Genomic DNA, 17,699 nt, shown 5'->3' with positions numbered 1-17,699 from the left:
CCGTGTAATCCGTGCCTAAATATATTCTTTTCTGTACAGAAAGAAACAAACTGAAAGCAACCGGGGGCGGATCGATCCGGATGATTACTATAATCATATTACTAAGGCACGGATGACGCAGATAATACGGTTCTTTTGTATTTAAAACCGTGTCATCCGTGTCATCCGTGCCTCAATAAGTGCATAAAAGAGTATTGTCTTCCTTCTTTTATGCTTGATCTCTATTTGTCTACAGATTAAATCCCTGCAAGTTCCAGTACTTTTTCAATAGCGGCACTCAGGTTGTCTGCATTCTTGCCTCCGGCAGTAGCGAAATGAGGTTGACCGCCTCCACCGCCTTGAATCAGTTTGGCTGCTTCTTTCACCAGGTTACCAGCTTTCAACCCGCCGGCTACGAGATTGTCGCTAAGCATTACTGTCAGCATTGGTTTGTCGTGGTCTATGCTTCCGGCTACGAAGAATAAGTTTTCTGTGATTTCGCCACGAAGCTGGAAAGCGATGTTCTTTACCATTTCTGCCGGTAGCGGAGCGCAGAATTTGATGACATTGATGCCATGTATTTCCTGCATATTCTTCAGCAGTCTTGCTTTCAGGGCGACTTCTTTTTCTTTCATGAAGTCTTCTACCTGCTTCTTCAATCCTGCGTTTTCGTCGAGGTATTTGCGGATGGCAACACTCAGATCCGGTGCGTTGTTGAAGAGCGCTTTCAGGTCATTCAGTGTATCTTGAATAGTGTCCAGCATTTCTTCTACACGTGCTCCTGTGTAAGCTTCGATACGACGTACACCGGCAGCAACAGAACTTTCGGATACGATCTTGATCATACCGATATTTCCGGTTGCGGCTACGTGGATACCTCCACAGAACTCGATAGAAGAACCGAACTGAATCACACGTACCCTTTCTCCGTACTTTTCGCCGAAGAGAGCGATAGCTCCCAGTTCTTTGGCTTCTTCGATAGGAATATTGCGGTATTCTTTCAAAGGAATGTTAGCGCGGATCTTGGCATTAACCAGATGTTCTACCTTGCGGATTTCTTCGTCTGTCACTTTCTGGAAGTGAGAGAAGTCGAAACGCAGTGAGTCGGGTGTTACCAATGAACCTTTCTGTTCGATGTGCTCGCCCAGTACTTCACGCAAGGCTGAATCCAGTAAGTGAGTAGCCGAGTGATTGGCTGCGCAGGCAGCACGTCTGTCGGTGTCTACACAAGCCATCATCGGAGCTTCCGGATGTTCCGGCAATTTTTTGGTAATATGAATCGGAAGATTATTCTCTTTCTTGGTGTCGATTACTTCGATAGTCTCGAATTCGCTGACCAGCACACCGGTATCACCTATCTGACCACCACTTTCTGCATAGAACGGAGTGTAGTCCAGTACAATCTGATACAAAGTCTGGTTTTTCTGTTTGATCTGACGGTAACGAAGAATAGAAGCTTCGTACTCAGTGTAGTCATATCCGACAAATTCGGTTGTTCCTTCTCTCAGAGTTACCCAGTCACCCGTCTCAACGGCGGCGGCGTTACGGGCACGCTGTTTCTGCTGTTGCATTTCTTCATTGAACTCTTCGATGTTGACAGTCATTCCGTTTTCACGAAGAATCAGTTCGGTCAAATCCAAGGGGAAACCGAAAGTATCATATAAAGTAAAGGCGTCTTTACCGCTGATTTCAGTTTTTCCGGCGGCTTTGGTATCTTCCATGGTCTTATCCAGCAGGCGGATACCTGTTTCGAGCGTACGAAGGAATGCTTCTTCTTCTTCTTTGATTACTTTTTCAATCAGACCTTTCTGTGCGATCAGTTCCGGATAAGCGCCTCCCATGTTGTCTATCAACACCGGAAGCAGCTTGTACATGAATGATTGCTTCTGTCCGAGGAAAGTATATCCGTAACGAACGGCACGACGGAGGATACGGCGGATGACATAACCGGCTTTGGCATTGGAAGGTAACTGACCGTCTGTGATAGAGAAGGCAATCGTACGGATGTGGTCAGCAATCACGCGCATGGCGATGTCCTGCTGTTTGTCTTTTCCGTATTCTGTGCCTGCTATCGCTGCAATAGCTTTCAGCATCGGTTGGAATACATCCGTATCGTAGTTGGATGTTTTACCTTGCAGAGCCATACAGAGGCGTTCGAATCCCATACCTGTATCGATTACCTTTGCAGGAAGTGGTTCGAGGCTGCCGTCAGCTTTGCGGTTATATTGCATGAACACGAGGTTCCATATTTCAATCACTTGAGGATGATCGTGGTTGACTAGGTCGCGACCGGAGATTTTAGCGCGTTCTTCTGCCGGGCGAAGGTCGATGTGGATTTCCGAACAAGGTCCGCAAGGTCCTGTATCACCCATTTCCCAAAAGTTGTCATGTTTGTTGCCGTTGATAATATGATCTTTCGGCAGGAACTGTTCCCAGTAAGAAGCAGCTTCGTCGTCACGGCTCAAGCCTTCTTCAGGACTTCCTTCGAATACAGTGGCGTACAGATGTTCCGGATTCAGTTTCAATACTTCTACCAGATATTCCCATGCCCAGTTGATAGCTTCTTTTTTGAAGTAATCACCGAATGACCAGTTGCCAAGCATTTCGAACATCGTGTGGTGGTACGTGTCATGTCCCACTTCTTCCAGGTCATTATGTTTTCCGCTTACACGCAGACACTTCTGAGAGTCCGCGACTCTTGTGTATTTCGCCGGGTGGTTACCCAAAATGATATCTTTAAACTGGTTCATCCCTGCGTTGGTAAACATCAGGGTAGGGTCATCTTTTATCACCATCGGAGCCGAGGGAACGATGTGGTGTCCTTTCGACTCAAAGAAATTCTTGAAAGAATCTCTGATCTCTTTTGCAGTCAACATATTCTTCTATATATCTATTGTTGAGGTTAATATTCTCAAAAAACTGTGCAAAGATAGCTTGTTTTTATTACTTTTGCCGTATTAACAAGCGAAATATTTCCAAAAAGATGCGCAAAGTTTACTACATCTACAATCCAAGGACGCAGACTTATGATCGAATTTACCCTACCGTACGGCAACGTGCGCTTAGCATTCTGCGCCAGCTTTTTATCGGTATGGGACTTGGAGCAGGGTGCTTCATCATTTTACTTTTGGTGTTCGGATCGCCTTCGGAGAAGGAGTTGCGAATCGAAAACAGTCGTCTTTTGGCACAATATAACGTACTTTCCCGCCGTCTGGATGATGCGATGGGGGTGCTTCAGGATATTCAGCAGCGTGATGATAACCTGTATCGGGTGATTCTGCAGGCTGATCCTGTTTCACCGGCTATCCGTCAGGCTGGTTTTGGAGGCACAAACCGTTATGAAGAACTGATGGATCTGGCAAACTCCAAGCTGGTCGTAAATACGACTCAAAAGCTGGATGTATTATCGAAACAAATTTATATCCAGTCCAAGTCTTTTGACGATGTGATAGATATGTGCAAGAACCATGATGAAATGTTGAAGTGTATTCCCGCTATTCAGCCTATTTCCAATAAAGACCTTCGTAAGACTGCTTCCGGATACGGGACACGTATTGATCCGATATATGGCACCACAAAATTCCATTCGGGAATGGATTTCTCCGCTCATCCGGGGACAGATGTTTATGCGACCGGAGACGGGACGGTGGTGAAAGTGGGATGGGAAACAGGATATGGCAATACAATTGAGATCGACCATGGTTTCGGTTATCTGACTCGTTACGCTCACTTGCAAGGCTACAATACGAAAGTCGGGAAAAAAGTGGTGCGTGGTGAAGTGATCGGAAAGGTGGGAAGTACAGGAAAGAGTACGGGTCCTCATCTTCACTATGAGGTGCATGTGAAAGGAAAGGTTGTGAATCCTGTTAACTATTATTTCATGGATTTGAGTGCGGAAGATTATGAGAAGATGATCCAGTTAGCTGCCAACCATGGTAAAGTGTTCGATTAATCTCTTAAAACAACGGTTTCTATGCTAAATACAGACAAAGAGCTAAAATTATACTACTCCATAGCCGAAGTGGCTGAGATGTTTGGAGTCAATGCTTCCTTGCTTCGTTTTTGGGAGAAGGAGTTTCCTCAGATTTCTCCCAGAACCACAGGAAGGGGAATACGTCAGTATCGTAAAGAGGATGTGGAAACAATTGGGCTGATCTATCATTTGGTGAAGGAGAAAGGTATGACACTTCCCGGTGCCCGTCAGCGTTTGAAGGATAATAAGGAGGCTACGGTCCGCAATTACGAGATTGTGAATCGGTTGAAAGGTATTAAGGAAGAGCTTCTGGCTATCAAGAAAGAACTGGACGGACGAGATTAAGTCTCAGGGAAGAGTAGATATAAATGAAGAATGATGAATGAAGAATGAAGAATTACTTTGCAGCGTGATAGCGCAGCCAATTCTTCATTCTTCATTCTTCATTCATCATTCTTCATTTATAAGTGATGTTTGGGTGGATTTATTCTTCTACTCGGTTCACCTGTTTGATATTTTGAATCTTCTTCAGGTTATTGCAGATTGTTTTTACATCTTCCACATCATGTACCCACAACTGGATTTTTCCTTCAAATATCCCGTCGTTTGTTTCAATGGCAAGTTTACGGATATTTACGTTAAGTTGTCTGGAGATGACTTGAGTCACTTCGTTCAGAAGTCCCATACTGTCTATACCTCTTAAATAGATATATACGAGGAAAGAAAGTTCTTTGTGAGTATCCCATTCGGTCGCTAATATGCGGTTGCCATAGCTGCTTTTCAGCTTGGCGGCAACAGGACACTGGCGTTTATGAATGATAATCCGGTCGTTCTCATCAACGTACCCCAAAACATCATCACCGGGAATCGGGTGACAACATTCAGCCATGATGTATTTCTTTTGCAGACTTTCTTCTGTCAGTCTAAGAATCTCTTTCGGATTGATCTTTTCTTTTTCCTGAGGTTCTTTCTCTTCCGTTTTCTCCTTGTTGCTGTTTCCGAAGGAGAAAGTAAGGTATTTTTTCCAGTTACTGGTTTGTTTTTCTCTTAGTTCGTTCTTGTCCGCTTCTCCTAAAATGATGGCTTTGCTGCCGATAGCAGCCAATAATTCTTCTTCGTTCTTGAAGTTGTGTAATTTACGCAATTTCTCGACGACAGCCTCTTCCGGACGTATTTCTTCTTTTTTCAGAAACTCACTGAGCAACTCTTCACCAATTTTTTGGTTCGCCTTACGTTCTTTACGAAGAATCGCTGCAATCTTGGCACGGGCACGGGCGGTCGTAGCGAATACTTCCCATTGTGGTTGTACACGTTGCGATTTGGAGGTTAGTATTTCAACCTGGTCGCCGCTTTGTAGTTTATGGCTTAGTGGTACCAGCTTATGATTGACTTTGGCACCGATACAATGACTGCCGATATCTGTGTGTAATGAAAAGGCAAAATCCAGCGCCGTAGAGTTCTGAGGCATTGTTTTCAGTTCTCCTTTCGGAGTGAATACAAAGATTTCGGAAGCAAACAGATTCAGTTTGATTGTATCCAGAAAGTCGATTGCGTCCGGTTGTGGATCGTCTAGTATCTCTTTAATAGTTTTCAGCCATTTCTCCAGTTCGCCTTCGTCTTCGCTGCCTCCTCCTTCTTTATATTTCCAGTGAGCGGCAAAACCTTGTTCTGCTACATCATTCATCCGTTCGCTACGAATCTGCACTTCAATCCATTGCCCGTTGTTTCCCATCAGGGTGACGTGCAATGCCTGATAACCATTTGCTTTAGGGTGACTTACCCAGTCACGCAGGCGGTCGGGATGAGGTTTGTATATCTTGGAAATGGAAACATAGATATCGAAGCAGTCATTGAGTTCTTCCTCTACGTTACGTGGTTCGAAGATAATTCGGACAGCGAGTAAGTCATAAATCTCCTCGAACGGGACGTGTTTGGTCTGCATTTTGTTCCAGATGGAGTAGATCGATTTTACACGTGCCAGAATCCGGTATTTCAGCCCCATCTTGTCCAGTTGAGTACGGATCGGAGCTGTGAAGTCGTTGAATACTTTATCGCGTTCGGCAGCGGTAGCATTCAGCTTTTCTTCTATTTCGGCATATTCTTCGGGATGTTCATATTTGAAACTGAGGTTTTCAAGTTCTGTTTTTATCTTGTACAAACCCAGTCGGTTGGCTAACGGAGCATAGATGTAGAGAGTTTCTCCTGCTATCTTATATTGTTTATTGGGCAACATGGAGCCCAATGTACGCATGTTGTGCAGGCGGTCAGCTATTTTAATCAGGATAACCCGGATATCGTTCGACATGGTGAGCAGTAACTTTTTAAAGTTTTCTGCCTGTGCCGAGGCGCGGTCTCCGAAGATTCCGCCGGAGATTTTGGTCAGTCCGTCTACAATCTGGGCTATCTTCGGTCCAAAAATATTTTCGATGTCTTCTACCGTATAGTCAGTGTCTTCTACTACGTCATGCAGCAACGCTGCACAGATCGAGGTAGACCCTAGACCGATTTCGTTGCATACTATCTGTGCAACGGCAATCGGGTGCATGATATAAGGTTCACCGGAGCGGCGTTTGATTCCTTTGTGTGCCTGATTAGCAAAGTTGAAAGCTTTTGTGATGATTTCAACTCGTTTGCGATGTTTAGTATGGAGATAATCATTCAGAAGTTCCTGGAACGCCTGATTGATCATCTCTTCATCTGCTATTTCTTTGGGGGTTATATTATCCATATTCGTTATCCTTTCATTCGCTTATTTTTGCAAAAATAAGCAAATTTCCGAATGGAGCAAGCGGGAAGTCATTTATTTGTAGATTTTCAATTGTTTTCCTGCTGAAATTCTAGTGTTGGACATTCCGTTCCATTGCTGTATATCTCTGACACGTACGCCTAACTTTTCGGCAATTGATGAGAGAGTGTCTCCACTTTTTATCTTGTAGTAAGTCAATTTACCTTTGCCGGCGATAGCGCTTGTCTGTCGGCGGGTGGCCGGAGTTATTTCTTTTACGGCAACAGTTTTCCGGTTGCGGAATAACTCGTCGGCACGGTGTGCATAGATGGTATCCTGCTTATCAATAAATGCGCTGATAGCTCCTTGTGGTAAACGTAATGTACAAGGCTTGGTTGTTCCGGGGATAATTTGTTTCTTATATTGAGGATTCAGGCTTTTCACTTCATCCAGCGGAACATTACAAAGTTCGGCAATTTGCTCAAAATGCAGATTTTGGGTAACTTGCACTGTATCTGTACTTGCCGGAATATTGGTTTCCATCGGGCAGATGTTATGGTCACAATAATAAGTCATCACATAGTTGGCGGCAATGAAAGCAGGTACGTATCCGCGTGTTTCTTTAGGTAACAGATTATATATTTTCCAATAGTCCGTTTCTCCTCCGGCACGGCGGATTGCCTTGTTGATGGTACCCGGACCACAGTTATAGGCTGCGATAACCAGATTCCAGTCTCCATAAATATCGTACATCTCTTTCAGATAGCGGGCGGCAGCCCAAGTTGCTTTGATCGGGTCGCGGCGTTCATCTATCAGGCTGTTGGATTCCAGGCCATAAATCTTTCCCGTTCCAATCATAAATTGCCACAATCCTGAAGCACCGGCACGTGATACCGCTGAAGGATTCAGTGCGGATTCGATAATTGGCAAGTATTTTAGTTCCAGAGGAAGTCCGTAAGCATCCAGTGCTTCCTCAAAAATAGGCATGTAGAAATTGCAGGCACTCAGCATGAATGAAACCTGATTGCGCAGACGTCCTGCATACATATCGATAAATTTGCGTACAATGTCATTGTAAGGCATCTCCATGACAGCCGGAATGCGTGAAAGGCGGTCGATATAAACAGAATCACTGAATAAAGGGTTCACTTCCGCTGTACTGCAATCTTTGCCTAAATCAATATAGTTTTTAGCTTTCCAGTCGTTCAGCAGGCTGTCGAGCGGGTAAGTCATACTCTTTGGAAGATCGATGCTTTCTTTGCGTTCGGTTCCGTTTTCACGAATAACTACATCTACACTTTGAGCTTTTACCTGTGTGGTTGCCAACAGGAAAAGGAAAATAATCGAACAATAGTTTTCTAATTTCTTCATGCTTTAATAATAAATTCAATCTAAATTGTGTTCTTTTAAAATCGTAGTACGCATTGCAATCCTACTGACTTGTTCTTGTAACTGTTGGAACGGAACTGGCTGTTGTTGTCAATGACCGTCGGTTCCAGTTTCATACTCAAGTCCGGTGATATATCGAAGTTGGATAATTCTGCATCGACATAAGCGTCAATGATAGAAATAAGGTATACTCCGATAAATGCAAATATACTAAGGTCCCGAAAACGACGGAATGAGTCCTTCCTTCGTTTCAGGGTGTTTTTCAGTTGCTCTTCATTGTATTGGGCGTTTGGAGGAAGCAAATCTTCGTAGCTTTTGGTATTCGGATTGCTGTCCATGATGTCCAGATAAGCCTGTGAATAGTCTTTATACATCTTTCCGTTCCAGCTGAGGGCGTATGCACAACCCGCAAATCCTCCATATATGATAGGCAGTTTCCAGTATTTACGGTTATAAATCTGTCCTCCACCGGGGAATACGACTGCGAGCCATGTTGCTTTGGTCGGATTAGGAACAAACAGCTTCTTGTTGAGGTCCTGTACAGGAGGGGGGACCGTATCGGTTTTCACCACAATAGGCGTCGGCTGTTCTATTTTCTTTAGTTCTTTTTTGTTGGCTGCGTCAAGGCTGTCAGCTATCTGTATTTTAACGGCAGACAGACTGTCGGTTGCTTGCAGACGTTCCGGATGCAATATCTTGATTGAATCCTTTCTTAGCGAATCCGTCACCTGGGCAGGGTCGCGATGCCTTCGTGCACGTGCTTTCGGTGCTTCCCGACTCTGAATAGTACTGTCTTTTTGTACCGGAGTCACAGGCTCCTGTGCATACACATCAATCCCTGCCACCTGTAGAAAACAGAGAAGCAGGGTGATGATGAGTAACTGATATTTCTTACTTTTTCTTGTCATTTACTTTTTTAGCGTATCGAAGATTTCCATGATACGTTCCAGTTCCTCCTCGTTGCTGAAAGGAATGCTGATTTTTCCTTTCCCTTTTTCGGAGCAAGTCAGTTGTACCTTGGTGTTGAAGAATCCCGTGAGTTGTTGCTTCAGTAGGTTGAACTCTTCCGGTAGTTTGCTGCGTTTCGGAGTGATTTTCCGTGTGCCGCTTTTCACAGCTTCTCCTTCGCTCAGCGATTTGACAATCTCTTCTACTTTGCGAACAGAATATCCGTGTTCTTGTATCTCTTCGAATATTTTTACTTGAAGTTTAGGGTCGCCTAATGAAATCAATGCACGTGCATGTCCCATATCGATCTGTTTGTTTTGCAGAGCCATCTGTATAGGAGCCGGTAGTTTGAGCAGACGCAGGTAGTTGGCGATAGTTGTCCGGTTCTTGCCGATACGTTCGCTCAAGCGTTCCTGTGTCAGTTCGTACTGGTCCAGCAGATGTTGATAAGCCAATGCTATTTCCACCGCATTCAGGTCTTCACGCTGGATATTTTCAATCAGCGCCATTTCCATCATGTTCTCGTCGTCAGCGGTGCGGATGTAGGCGGGGATGGTTGTCAGTCCCGCTTTTTGTGAAGCACGGTAACGGCGTTCTCCTGCGATGATCTGATATTCATCGTCTGAGAGTTTGCGTAGAGTGATAGGCTGTATGATACCGATTTCCGCAATTGAATCAGCCAGTTCCTGTAAGGCCGTCTGATCGAATTCGCGGCGAGGCTGATTGGGGTTGACGGTAATCTTCGCCAACTCTATTTCATTAATGGAAGAAGAGCCTTCGGTTTTCACATCATCCATCGAGAGCAGGGCGTCAAGTCCGCGTCCTAATGCATTTCTTTTTTGTGTTGCCATATCTTCTTCGTTTATTTATTTCTGTTGATAATCTCTTTGGCAAGGGCGAGGTGGTTTTTGGCACCGGTAGAGTCCGCGTCATAAAGAATAGTGGGAATACCGTAGCTGGGAGCCTCGCTCAGTTTTACGTTTCGTTGGATCACGCTGTTGAATACTAGTTCCTGGAAGTGTTTTTTTACTTCGTCATAAATCTGGTTTGCCTGACGCAGACGTGAGTCGTACATGGTCAGCAGGAAACCTTCGATTTCTAGCGCAGGGTTCAGTTTTGACTTGATGATCTTGATTGTATTCAGCAGTTTGCTGATGCCTTCGAGAGCAAAATATTCAGCTTGCACGGGGATGATCACGGAGTCGGCTGCTGTCAGGGCATTGATGGTGATCAGACCGAGTGAAGGAGAACAATCTATCAAGATATAGTCATATTCTTTCTTCAAGGGTGTGAGTACTTCTTTCAGTATCTTTTCGCGGTTTGGGAGGTTTAGCATTTCAATCTCTGCTCCTACAAGATTGATGTGCGAAGAGATCACTTTTAAAGAATCGATTTCTGTGTCAAGGATAGCGTCCTGTACATTGGCTCTGTCAATAATGCATTCATAGATAGTACATTCCGACTGCTTGATGTCCACTCCCAGACCAGAAGAGGCATTTGCTTGCGGGTCGGCATCTACTACGAGTACTTTCTTTTCGAGTGTAGCAAGTGACGCTGCGAGATTAATCGTAGTCGTTGTCTTTCCTACACCCCCTTTTTGATTGGCCAAAGCAATTATTTTTCCCATATACTCTAAATTTATTGGCAGCGAAATAAGTGATAATTCCTTAGAGCGCCTACGAAAAAAGAGAAACTTTGCATTTTCTGTTGATAAGTCACCTGTTTTGTTAATAACTGCCGGACGAAACAGTTCTGAAACCTGGCTGATTTTATCATCAAACTTCCTCTATTCGAGCGTGCAAATATACATATTTATATTGGATATCTCTTTCTTTTTTTACTCGCTTGCAGAAGATTAAGATTTGTAAACGGGTGTATATTCGCCAGATAGCGATGTAATTAATGGATATTCGAAGATATCCGGTTGGCGGTACGGTTACTTTTTGCTACTTTTGTGCGAACATAAAAAGGAAAGGATTGAATATATGGAAAGTAAGAAGCCGTTGATCCTCGTTTCAAATGACGATGGTGTTATGGCTAAAGGTATTAGTGAACTGGTGAAGTTTCTTCGTCCGTTGGGGGAAATTGTAGTAATGGCACCCGATTCTCCGCGCTCCGGTAGTGGCAGTGCACTGACAGTAACTCATCCGGTTCATTATCAGCTGGTCAAAAAAGAAGTGGGTCTGACTGTATATAAATGTACGGGGACACCAACCGATTGTATTAAACTGGCATTGGGGGCTGTACTCGACCGAAAACCGGACCTGGTAGTAGGCGGTATCAATCATGGAGATAATTCTGCTATTAACGTACATTATTCGGGAACGATGGGAGTCGTGATCGAAGGTTGTCTGAAAGGGATTCCTTCTATCGGCTTTTCTCTGTGTAATCATCAGCCTGATGCTGATTTTGAACCTGCGGGTCTTTATATACGCAAGATAGCTGCCATGATATTGGAAAAAGGCTTGCCTCCGTTGACTTGCCTCAATGTGAACTTCCCGGATACTCCTCATCTGAAAGGGGTGAAGGTTTGTGAACAGGCGAAAGGGTGTTGGGAGAACGAATGGGTGACTTGTCCCCGTCTGGACGACCATCATTATTTTTGGCTGACCGGTTCATTTACTGATCATGAACTTGAAAACGAGAATAATGACCATTGGGCACTGGAAAACGGATATGTGGCTATCACGCCAACGACAGTTGATATGACTGCCTACGGCTTTATCGATGAACTGAATGACTATTGTAAACAAATAGAATTCTGATATATACGGCATTTTGCTGATTTCGAAATTCAAAACTCCTAATTCAAAATTCCCATGAAGTATTATCTGATTGTCGGTGAAGCTTCCGGAGACTTACACGCGTCTCATCTGATGACTGCCTTGAAGGCGGAAGATCCTCAGGCTGATTTCCGTTTTTTCGGCGGAGATCTGATGGCTGCCGTCGGAGGGACGATGGTGAAGCATTATAAAGAACTGGCATATATGGGATTTATCCCCGTGCTGCTTCATTTGCGTACGATCTTTGCGAATATGAAACGTTGCAAGGAGGATATTGTTGGCTGGAATCCTGATGTCGTGATTCTGGTAGACTATCCCGGTTTCAATCTTAACATAGCTAAGTTTGTACATGCCAGGACTCAGATTCCTGTTTTCTACTATATTTCTCCGAAGATATGGGCATGGAAGGAGTATCGCATCAAGAATATCAAACGCGATGTGGATGAACTCTTCTCCATACTTCCCTTTGAAGTGGAGTTTTTTGAAGCGAAACATCAGTATCCTATACATTATGTAGGAAATCCTACGGTAGATGAAGTGACTGCTTATCAGAAAGCCCATCCCCAAAATATGGAAGCATTTATTGCGGATAATAAACTGGAAGATCGGCCTGTAATTGCATTATTGGCAGGAAGCAGGAAGCAGGAGATTAAAGATAATCTGCCGGATATGCTGAAGGCGGCTTCTGCATTTCCCGCTTATCAGCTGGTGCTGGCTGGTGCTCCCGGTATTGCTCCGGAGTACTACGAGCAATATGTAGGACAGGCTAAAGTAAAAATAATCTTTGACCAGACTTATCGCTTGTTGCAGCATGCGGAGGCGGCTTTGGTAACGTCGGGTACGGCAACCTTGGAGACAGCCTTGTTCCGTGTTCCTCAGGTGGTCTGCTATTATACTCCGGTTGGAAAGTTCGTTTCGTTTTTGCGCCGCCATATTCTGAAAGTGAAATTTATCTCGCTGGTTAATCTGATTGCAGACCGTGAGGTAGTGAAGGAGCTAGTGGCAGATACAATGACTGTCGGAAATATGCAGGAGGAACTAAGCAAACTTCTTGAAAATAAGGAATATAAAAAACGGATGCTTGCAGGGTATGAGTATATGGCAGATCGGTTGGGACCCGCGGGTGCCCCACAGCATGCTGCTCATGAAATGCTGGAACTGTTGAAAAAATAACTTTCTTTTTCTGAATAAACGTAAAGCCGGTGCAGTAAATGCCCGGCTTTTTTATTTATATAGCAGAAGAATTAAAAAGAGAGGAACAGATATGAAAAAATTTAATTGGTTTTTAGTAATGTTATTGCTCGCATTGGTACCCGCACTGCAATCATGTGACGACGATGGGTATTCAATTGGAGACTTGGGATGGGATTGGGCCACGGTTCATGCAACCGGTGGCGGAGGTTATTATCTGGAAGGTGATCGCTGGGGAGTGATTGATCCGGTTGCCAGCTCTATTCCTTGGTACAAACCGGTAGACGGTGAACGTGTAGTTGCTTTTTTCAACCCTTTGGCTGATACGGATAATGGTGCTCAGGTAAAGATAGAAGGCATCCAGGAAGTGTTGACGAAAGAGGTGGAAGATATGACTGCTGAAAATGAAGAAGAATTCGGAAATGATCCTATCGTGATTTATCAGGGAGATATGTGGCTGGGAGGAAAGTTCCTGAATATAATCTTCCATCAGTATTTACCTCATACTGAAAAGCATCGTATTAGTCTTGTGCAGAATAAGATAGAACCGGAAACTCCGGAGACACCGGAAACATTGAATGTGGATGAAGACGGTTATATACATCTGGAATTGCGTTACAATACGTATGATGATGTAACTAAATACCGGGGATGGGGACGAGTTTCTTATAATCTGGAAGAGTTCTATCCGTCAGCAAAAGACGCGGAAACAGAATGGAAAGGATTCAAGGTGACAATCAATTCAGAGGAGAATGGAGAAGGAAGAGTGATCGTTCTCGATTTGGACCATCCGGTAGGCGTTCCGGAGAAAGCGAAGGACGTACATTCCACTTCTTTTATTAAATAGCCAAACTTTTATGAAAACTAAACCTTGACGAACACTGTGTGTGAAAAAAAAGGTCGGAATTGCATCAAAGCAGCTTCCGACCTTTTTGTTTATTTTGTCTCCATTAGAACCAAGTCAGTGCATACAGATAAAATACTGCTGCCGGTATGGCCATCAAAGCGCTGTCAAAGCGGTCAAGCATACCTCCGTGTCCCGGAAGAATCGTTCCCGAATCTTTAACGTGTAATTGGCGTTTCAGTAATGACTCTGTCAGGTCACCCCATGTTCCGAATATGACAACAACCAAAGCCAGACCTGCCCATTCCCACATCGACATAATCGTGAAATAATGTGCCAGAATAAAAGAAGCTCCGATAGCTACCACTCCGCCACCGATGGAACCTTCCCAGGATTTCTTAGGAGAGATACGTTCGAACAAGCGGTGTTTACCTATTAATGAACCGACGCAATATGCACCCGTGTCACTCAGCCAAAGGAATATGAAGATAGACAATGGCAGAATCGGATTATAGCTTACGCTGCTATATTCCGGATCATTATGGAATGCCAGTACATTGAGCAATGCAAACGGCAGCCCTATGTAGAGCTGGCTAAGCATGGAATATGCCCAGTTGAGCATCGGATTTGCTTTTTTCAGATACAACTCACTGATCATTAAATAGAGCAGCAACAGCAAATAAGGAATGAAAATCTTAGAGTCGGCTGCGTCAATGCAGAATCCCATTACTGCGAGGAATAAATAAGCTCCTCCCAGCATAATAATGGTCTTGTTTACATTAGCACCTTCTGCACGGCTGTTGATCAACTGTCCGAATTCGTAGATAGTCAATGCGCTGATCGCCATGAACAGAATGCCGAAACTGAAAGAATTGTAAAGTATACATCCTACCAGAATGGCTACGAAGAGTATACCCGTAATGGCCCGTTTTATAAAATTACTAATCACGATCTTCGTGTTTTAATTAGTTGGATTCGGTAGTTTGTCCTTTCTCATTGGATTTGGCTTCTATAGTCACTTTTCCTTCTACGGTCACTTTTTTTCCTTCCGCAGTGATTTTCGTTTCTGTAGTTGCTTCTTCCTGAGCAGTATTCTCAGCTTCCTCCTCCTTGATTTCCTGTTCTTCTGATTTCAGTTTTTCGGCTAATGCTCTCTCTGCTTTGGCAGCATCCTGGCTTTCTTTGGCAGCCATGATTTCTTCCGAGCGCGATGCCCAGGGACGCTTACCGAAAATACGTTCAACGTCTTCGGCAAAGATTACTTCCTTGTCGATCAGCAGTTGAGCTAATTCATTGTGTCCTTTCATGTGTTCAGACAGAATTTTCTTAGCACGTTCATATTGCTCGTTCACCATCCGCTTCACTTCCTCGTCGATTAGTTCGGCTGTCTTTTCGCTATAAGGACGGTTGAAAGAATATTCTTCATTATTATAATAGCACAGGTTGGGCAATTTGTCACTCATACCTAGATAAGCGATCATGCCGTATGCCTGTTTGGTCACTCTTTCGAGGTCGTTCATGGCTCCGGTGGAGATACGTCCGATGAACAGGTCTTCAGCTGCCCGTCCTCCTAGAGTAGCACACATTTCGTCAAGCATCTGCTCTTTGGTAGTGATCTGACGTTCTTCCGGTAGATACCAGGCAGCACCTAATGCACGTCCGCGAGGAACAATCGTAACCTTGATCAATGGGTTGGCATATTCCAGCAGCCAGGAGATAGAGGCGTGTCCTGCTTCGTGTAAAGCGATTGAACGTCTTTCTGCTTCTGTGGTGATTTTGGTCTTCTTTTCCAGACCACCGATGATACGGTCTACAGCATCCAGGAAATCCTGCTTGCCTACGAATTTCTTTCCGTGACGGGCTGCAATCAGGGCAGCTTCATTGCAGACATTCGCAATATCCGCACCGGAGAATCCCGGAGTCTGGCGTGCCAGCAGATCCACGTCTACTGTGTCGTCTATCTTGATCGGGCGCAGATGTACGCCGAATACTTCTTTACGTTCGTTAAGGTCGGGCAGGTCTACGTGTATTTGACGGTCGAAACGTCCGGCACGAAGCAATGCTTTATCCAGTACGTCTACCCGGTTGGTGGCGGCAAGGATAATCACACCACTGTTGGAGCCGAAACCGTCCATTTCAGTCAATAACTGATTCAGGGTGTTTTCGCGTTCGTCATTTCCACCCATTGCAGGGTTTTTGCCACGTGCACGGCCTACTGCGTCAATCTCATCGATAAACACAATACAAGGAGCCTTTTCTTTTGCCTGCTTGAACAGGTCACGTACGCGGGATGCACCCACACCGACAAACATTTCTACGAAGTCGGAACCAGCCAGAGAGAAGAATGGTACGTTTGCTTCACCGGCAACAGCCTTGGCCAGTAATGTCTTACCGGTTCCCGGAGGGCCTACAAGCAATGCACCCTTAGGAATCTTTCCTCCTAAGTCGGTATACTTTTGAGGCTCTTTCAGAAACTCTACAATTTCTTCCACCTCTTGTTTGGCTTCCGCCAGACCGGCTACGTCCTTGAAAGTAATCTTGATAGATCCTCCCTTTTCAAAAAGCTGGGCTTTCGATTTTCCCACATTGAATACGCCGCCGGCACCGCCGGCACCGCCGCCGCTCATGCGGCGCATGAAGAAGATCCACAGGGCGATAAGTAAAACCAGTGGAAGAATATTAATCAGGATTGCCGGGAAAATATCCGAATCGGCAGGATAATCCGCAATTCCGTCAAAATGACCGGCAGCTTTTTCATCCTGCAGGAATTTATCCAGTCTGTCCTTGGAAGGAGGGTTACTGGTGATAATCGGGTTTCTTCCCACTTTCATGGAGTCCGCACCGAATACAGCACCTACGGCATTCGGCTTTACGTAGGCTTCGAGTGTTTTCTCAGAACCCAGCACTTTGCTGATATACCCATTGGTGACATACTTCTGGAAGTCGCTGTAAGGAACGAGTTTGCTTCCGCTTCCTCTTGAATCGCTACTCCACCAAAGGCCGAGAAGCATGAGGGCAATAATCATATATAGCCAGTTCAGATTGAACTTAGGCATATTCACCTTATTATTAGGCTTATTGTTGTTAGTATTATTGTTGTCCATAATTGTGGATTAGTCTAAATCGGGGATTTGAGTAAGTTTGGCGTCTGCCCAAAGATGTTCAAGATTATAGAAGGATCTTACTTCCGGCAAAAAAACATGTACAAGTACATCGGCATAATCCATCGCTACCCATTCTGCGTTTCGGAGTCCGTCTATGCCGAAAGGTTTGCTGTCGGCACCTTTACGTGTAAACTCTTTGATAGAGTCTACGATAGCGCTCACCTGACTGGGAGAGTTCCCCTGGCATATAACGAAATATTTGCAGATGGTATCTTCTATACCGGTTAAATCAGCAATAATGATATTTTTACCTTTTTTCTCTTGAATTCCCTCTTTAATTTTTTCAATTAATATTTTCGTATCGTTCATTCCTGTAATTGAAATTAATAATTCATGTTCTCTTTTGGTTTATAACAAAAAAGGATTCCCCTTTGTTTCTGATTATAAACGTGATATTTTTGACAAATATACGGTGATTTATTGGATACAAGAAAGTTATGACTTAATTTTTGTGTTTTTTAGGGGAGATGCTTTTATTCGGAGGGACAAAATGAGCTTTTTTGCAAAAAAAATAGCAGAATTGTTTGCAATTCCCAATTTATTTGTATCTTTGCACCCGCAAACGAAAATTATTGGGCTATGGTGTAATGGTAACACTACAGATTCTGGTCCTGTCATTCCTGGTTCGAATCCAGGTAGCCCAACAGAATCAACAACAATGATCAGTTAGAAGAGGTTGTGTCAAAACGCTGGCACAACCTTT

The 17,699-nt window shown here is 44.3% G+C and carries 14 protein-coding genes and 1 tRNA gene; 6 read left to right on the top strand and 9 right to left on the bottom strand.

Annotated elements, in window-relative coordinates; all coding sequences use genetic code 11:
- Positions 1-236: 236 nt before the first annotated feature.
- The gene (gene alaS / locus HMPREF2794_RS00770; protein ID WP_055268570.1) at positions 237-2,855 is read right to left on the bottom strand and encodes an alanine--tRNA ligase; all 2,619 of its coding nucleotides are present in this window, start codon (positions 2,853-2,855) and stop codon (positions 237-239) included.
- Between the two features lie 107 nt (positions 2,856-2,962).
- Here alaS and HMPREF2794_RS00765 point away from each other — a divergent pair, with 107 nt between their 5' ends.
- Together HMPREF2794_RS00765 and HMPREF2794_RS00760 are read left to right on the top strand one after the other, a co-directional pair.
- Positions 2,963-3,931 (top strand): M23 family metallopeptidase, encoded by a 969-nt coding sequence (locus HMPREF2794_RS00765; protein WP_010536616.1) that lies wholly within the window; start codon positions 2,963-2,965, stop codon positions 3,929-3,931.
- A 21-nt stretch (positions 3,932-3,952) separates the two neighbouring features.
- Complete coding sequence (locus HMPREF2794_RS00760) at positions 3,953-4,297, top strand: MerR family transcriptional regulator (protein ID WP_010536617.1); 345 nt, start codon at positions 3,953-3,955, stop codon at positions 4,295-4,297.
- Positions 4,298-4,436: 139 nt separating this feature from the next.
- Here HMPREF2794_RS00760 and HMPREF2794_RS00755 read toward each other — a convergent pair whose 3' ends face one another.
- The 5 genes from HMPREF2794_RS00755 to HMPREF2794_RS00735 form a co-directional block, all read right to left on the bottom strand.
- Positions 4,437-6,680 (bottom strand): RelA/SpoT family protein, encoded by a 2,244-nt coding sequence (locus HMPREF2794_RS00755; RefSeq protein WP_070750576.1) that lies wholly within the window; start codon positions 6,678-6,680, stop codon positions 4,437-4,439.
- Positions 6,681-6,752: 72 nt separating this feature from the next.
- Positions 6,753-8,048 (bottom strand): lytic transglycosylase domain-containing protein, encoded by a 1,296-nt coding sequence (locus HMPREF2794_RS00750; protein WP_010536619.1) that lies wholly within the window; start codon positions 8,046-8,048, stop codon positions 6,753-6,755.
- A 35-nt stretch (positions 8,049-8,083) separates the two neighbouring features.
- Positions 8,084-8,974 carry a DUF5683 domain-containing protein gene (locus HMPREF2794_RS00745; protein ID WP_070750574.1) on the bottom strand — a complete coding sequence of 297 codons (891 nt, stop codon included), beginning with the start codon at positions 8,972-8,974 and terminating at the stop codon, positions 8,084-8,086.
- Positions 8,975-9,865 carry a ParB/RepB/Spo0J family partition protein gene (locus HMPREF2794_RS00740; protein WP_010536621.1) on the bottom strand — a complete coding sequence of 297 codons (891 nt, stop codon included), beginning with the start codon at positions 9,863-9,865 and terminating at the stop codon, positions 8,975-8,977.
- 11 nt (positions 9,866-9,876) lie between these two features.
- Entirely contained in the window at positions 9,877-10,641 is a 765-nt protein-coding gene (locus tag HMPREF2794_RS00735; RefSeq protein ID WP_010536622.1) for a ParA family protein, read from the bottom strand.
- 358 nt (positions 10,642-10,999) lie between these two features.
- Here HMPREF2794_RS00735 and surE point away from each other — a divergent pair, with 358 nt between their 5' ends.
- The 3 genes from surE to HMPREF2794_RS00720 all read left to right on the top strand — a co-directional run bounded on the left by surE (position 11,000) and on the right by HMPREF2794_RS00720 (position 13,835).
- Complete coding sequence (gene surE, locus HMPREF2794_RS00730) at positions 11,000-11,779, top strand: 5'/3'-nucleotidase SurE (RefSeq protein WP_010536623.1); 780 nt, start codon at positions 11,000-11,002, stop codon at positions 11,777-11,779.
- Between the two features lie 54 nt (positions 11,780-11,833).
- Positions 11,834-12,970, top strand: coding sequence for a lipid-A-disaccharide synthase (gene lpxB, locus HMPREF2794_RS00725; protein ID WP_055268571.1), 1,137 nt, complete (start codon positions 11,834-11,836; stop codon positions 12,968-12,970).
- A gap of 91 nt (positions 12,971-13,061) precedes the next feature.
- On the top strand, positions 13,062-13,835 hold the full coding sequence (locus HMPREF2794_RS00720; protein ID WP_022302294.1) for a NigD1/NigD2 family lipoprotein: 774 nt from the start codon (positions 13,062-13,064) through the stop codon (positions 13,833-13,835).
- 103 nt (positions 13,836-13,938) lie between these two features.
- On the opposite strand, the gene HMPREF2794_RS00715 is transcribed toward HMPREF2794_RS00720, so the two are convergent.
- From HMPREF2794_RS00715 to rsfS, 3 genes are read right to left on the bottom strand one after another with little or no spacing between them, the layout of a single operon-like run.
- Positions 13,939-14,781: a phosphatidate cytidylyltransferase gene (locus tag HMPREF2794_RS00715; protein ID WP_010536626.1), complete on the bottom strand. Its 843-nt coding sequence runs from the start codon at positions 14,779-14,781 to the stop codon at positions 13,939-13,941.
- A 16-nt stretch (positions 14,782-14,797) separates the two neighbouring features.
- Positions 14,798-16,936 carry an ATP-dependent zinc metalloprotease FtsH gene (gene ftsH / locus HMPREF2794_RS00710; protein WP_070750572.1) on the bottom strand — a complete coding sequence of 713 codons (2,139 nt, stop codon included), beginning with the start codon at positions 16,934-16,936 and terminating at the stop codon, positions 14,798-14,800.
- A 9-nt stretch (positions 16,937-16,945) separates the two neighbouring features.
- Positions 16,946-17,305: a ribosome silencing factor gene (gene rsfS / locus HMPREF2794_RS00705; protein WP_010536628.1), complete on the bottom strand. Its 360-nt coding sequence runs from the start codon at positions 17,303-17,305 to the stop codon at positions 16,946-16,948.
- Between the two features lie 264 nt (positions 17,306-17,569).
- Between rsfS and HMPREF2794_RS00700 the strand changes: the two genes are divergently transcribed.
- A tRNA-Gln gene (locus HMPREF2794_RS00700) sits at positions 17,570-17,640 on the top strand.
- Positions 17,641-17,699: the final 59 nt, after the last annotated feature.

Source organism: Bacteroides sp. HMSC067B03, assembly GCF_001811315.1.
GTDB lineage: Bacteria > Bacteroidota > Bacteroidia > Bacteroidales > Bacteroidaceae > Bacteroides > Bacteroides faecis.
Note: the sequence above shows the minus strand (reverse complement) of the source record. Positions and strands in the feature narration are given on the sequence as shown.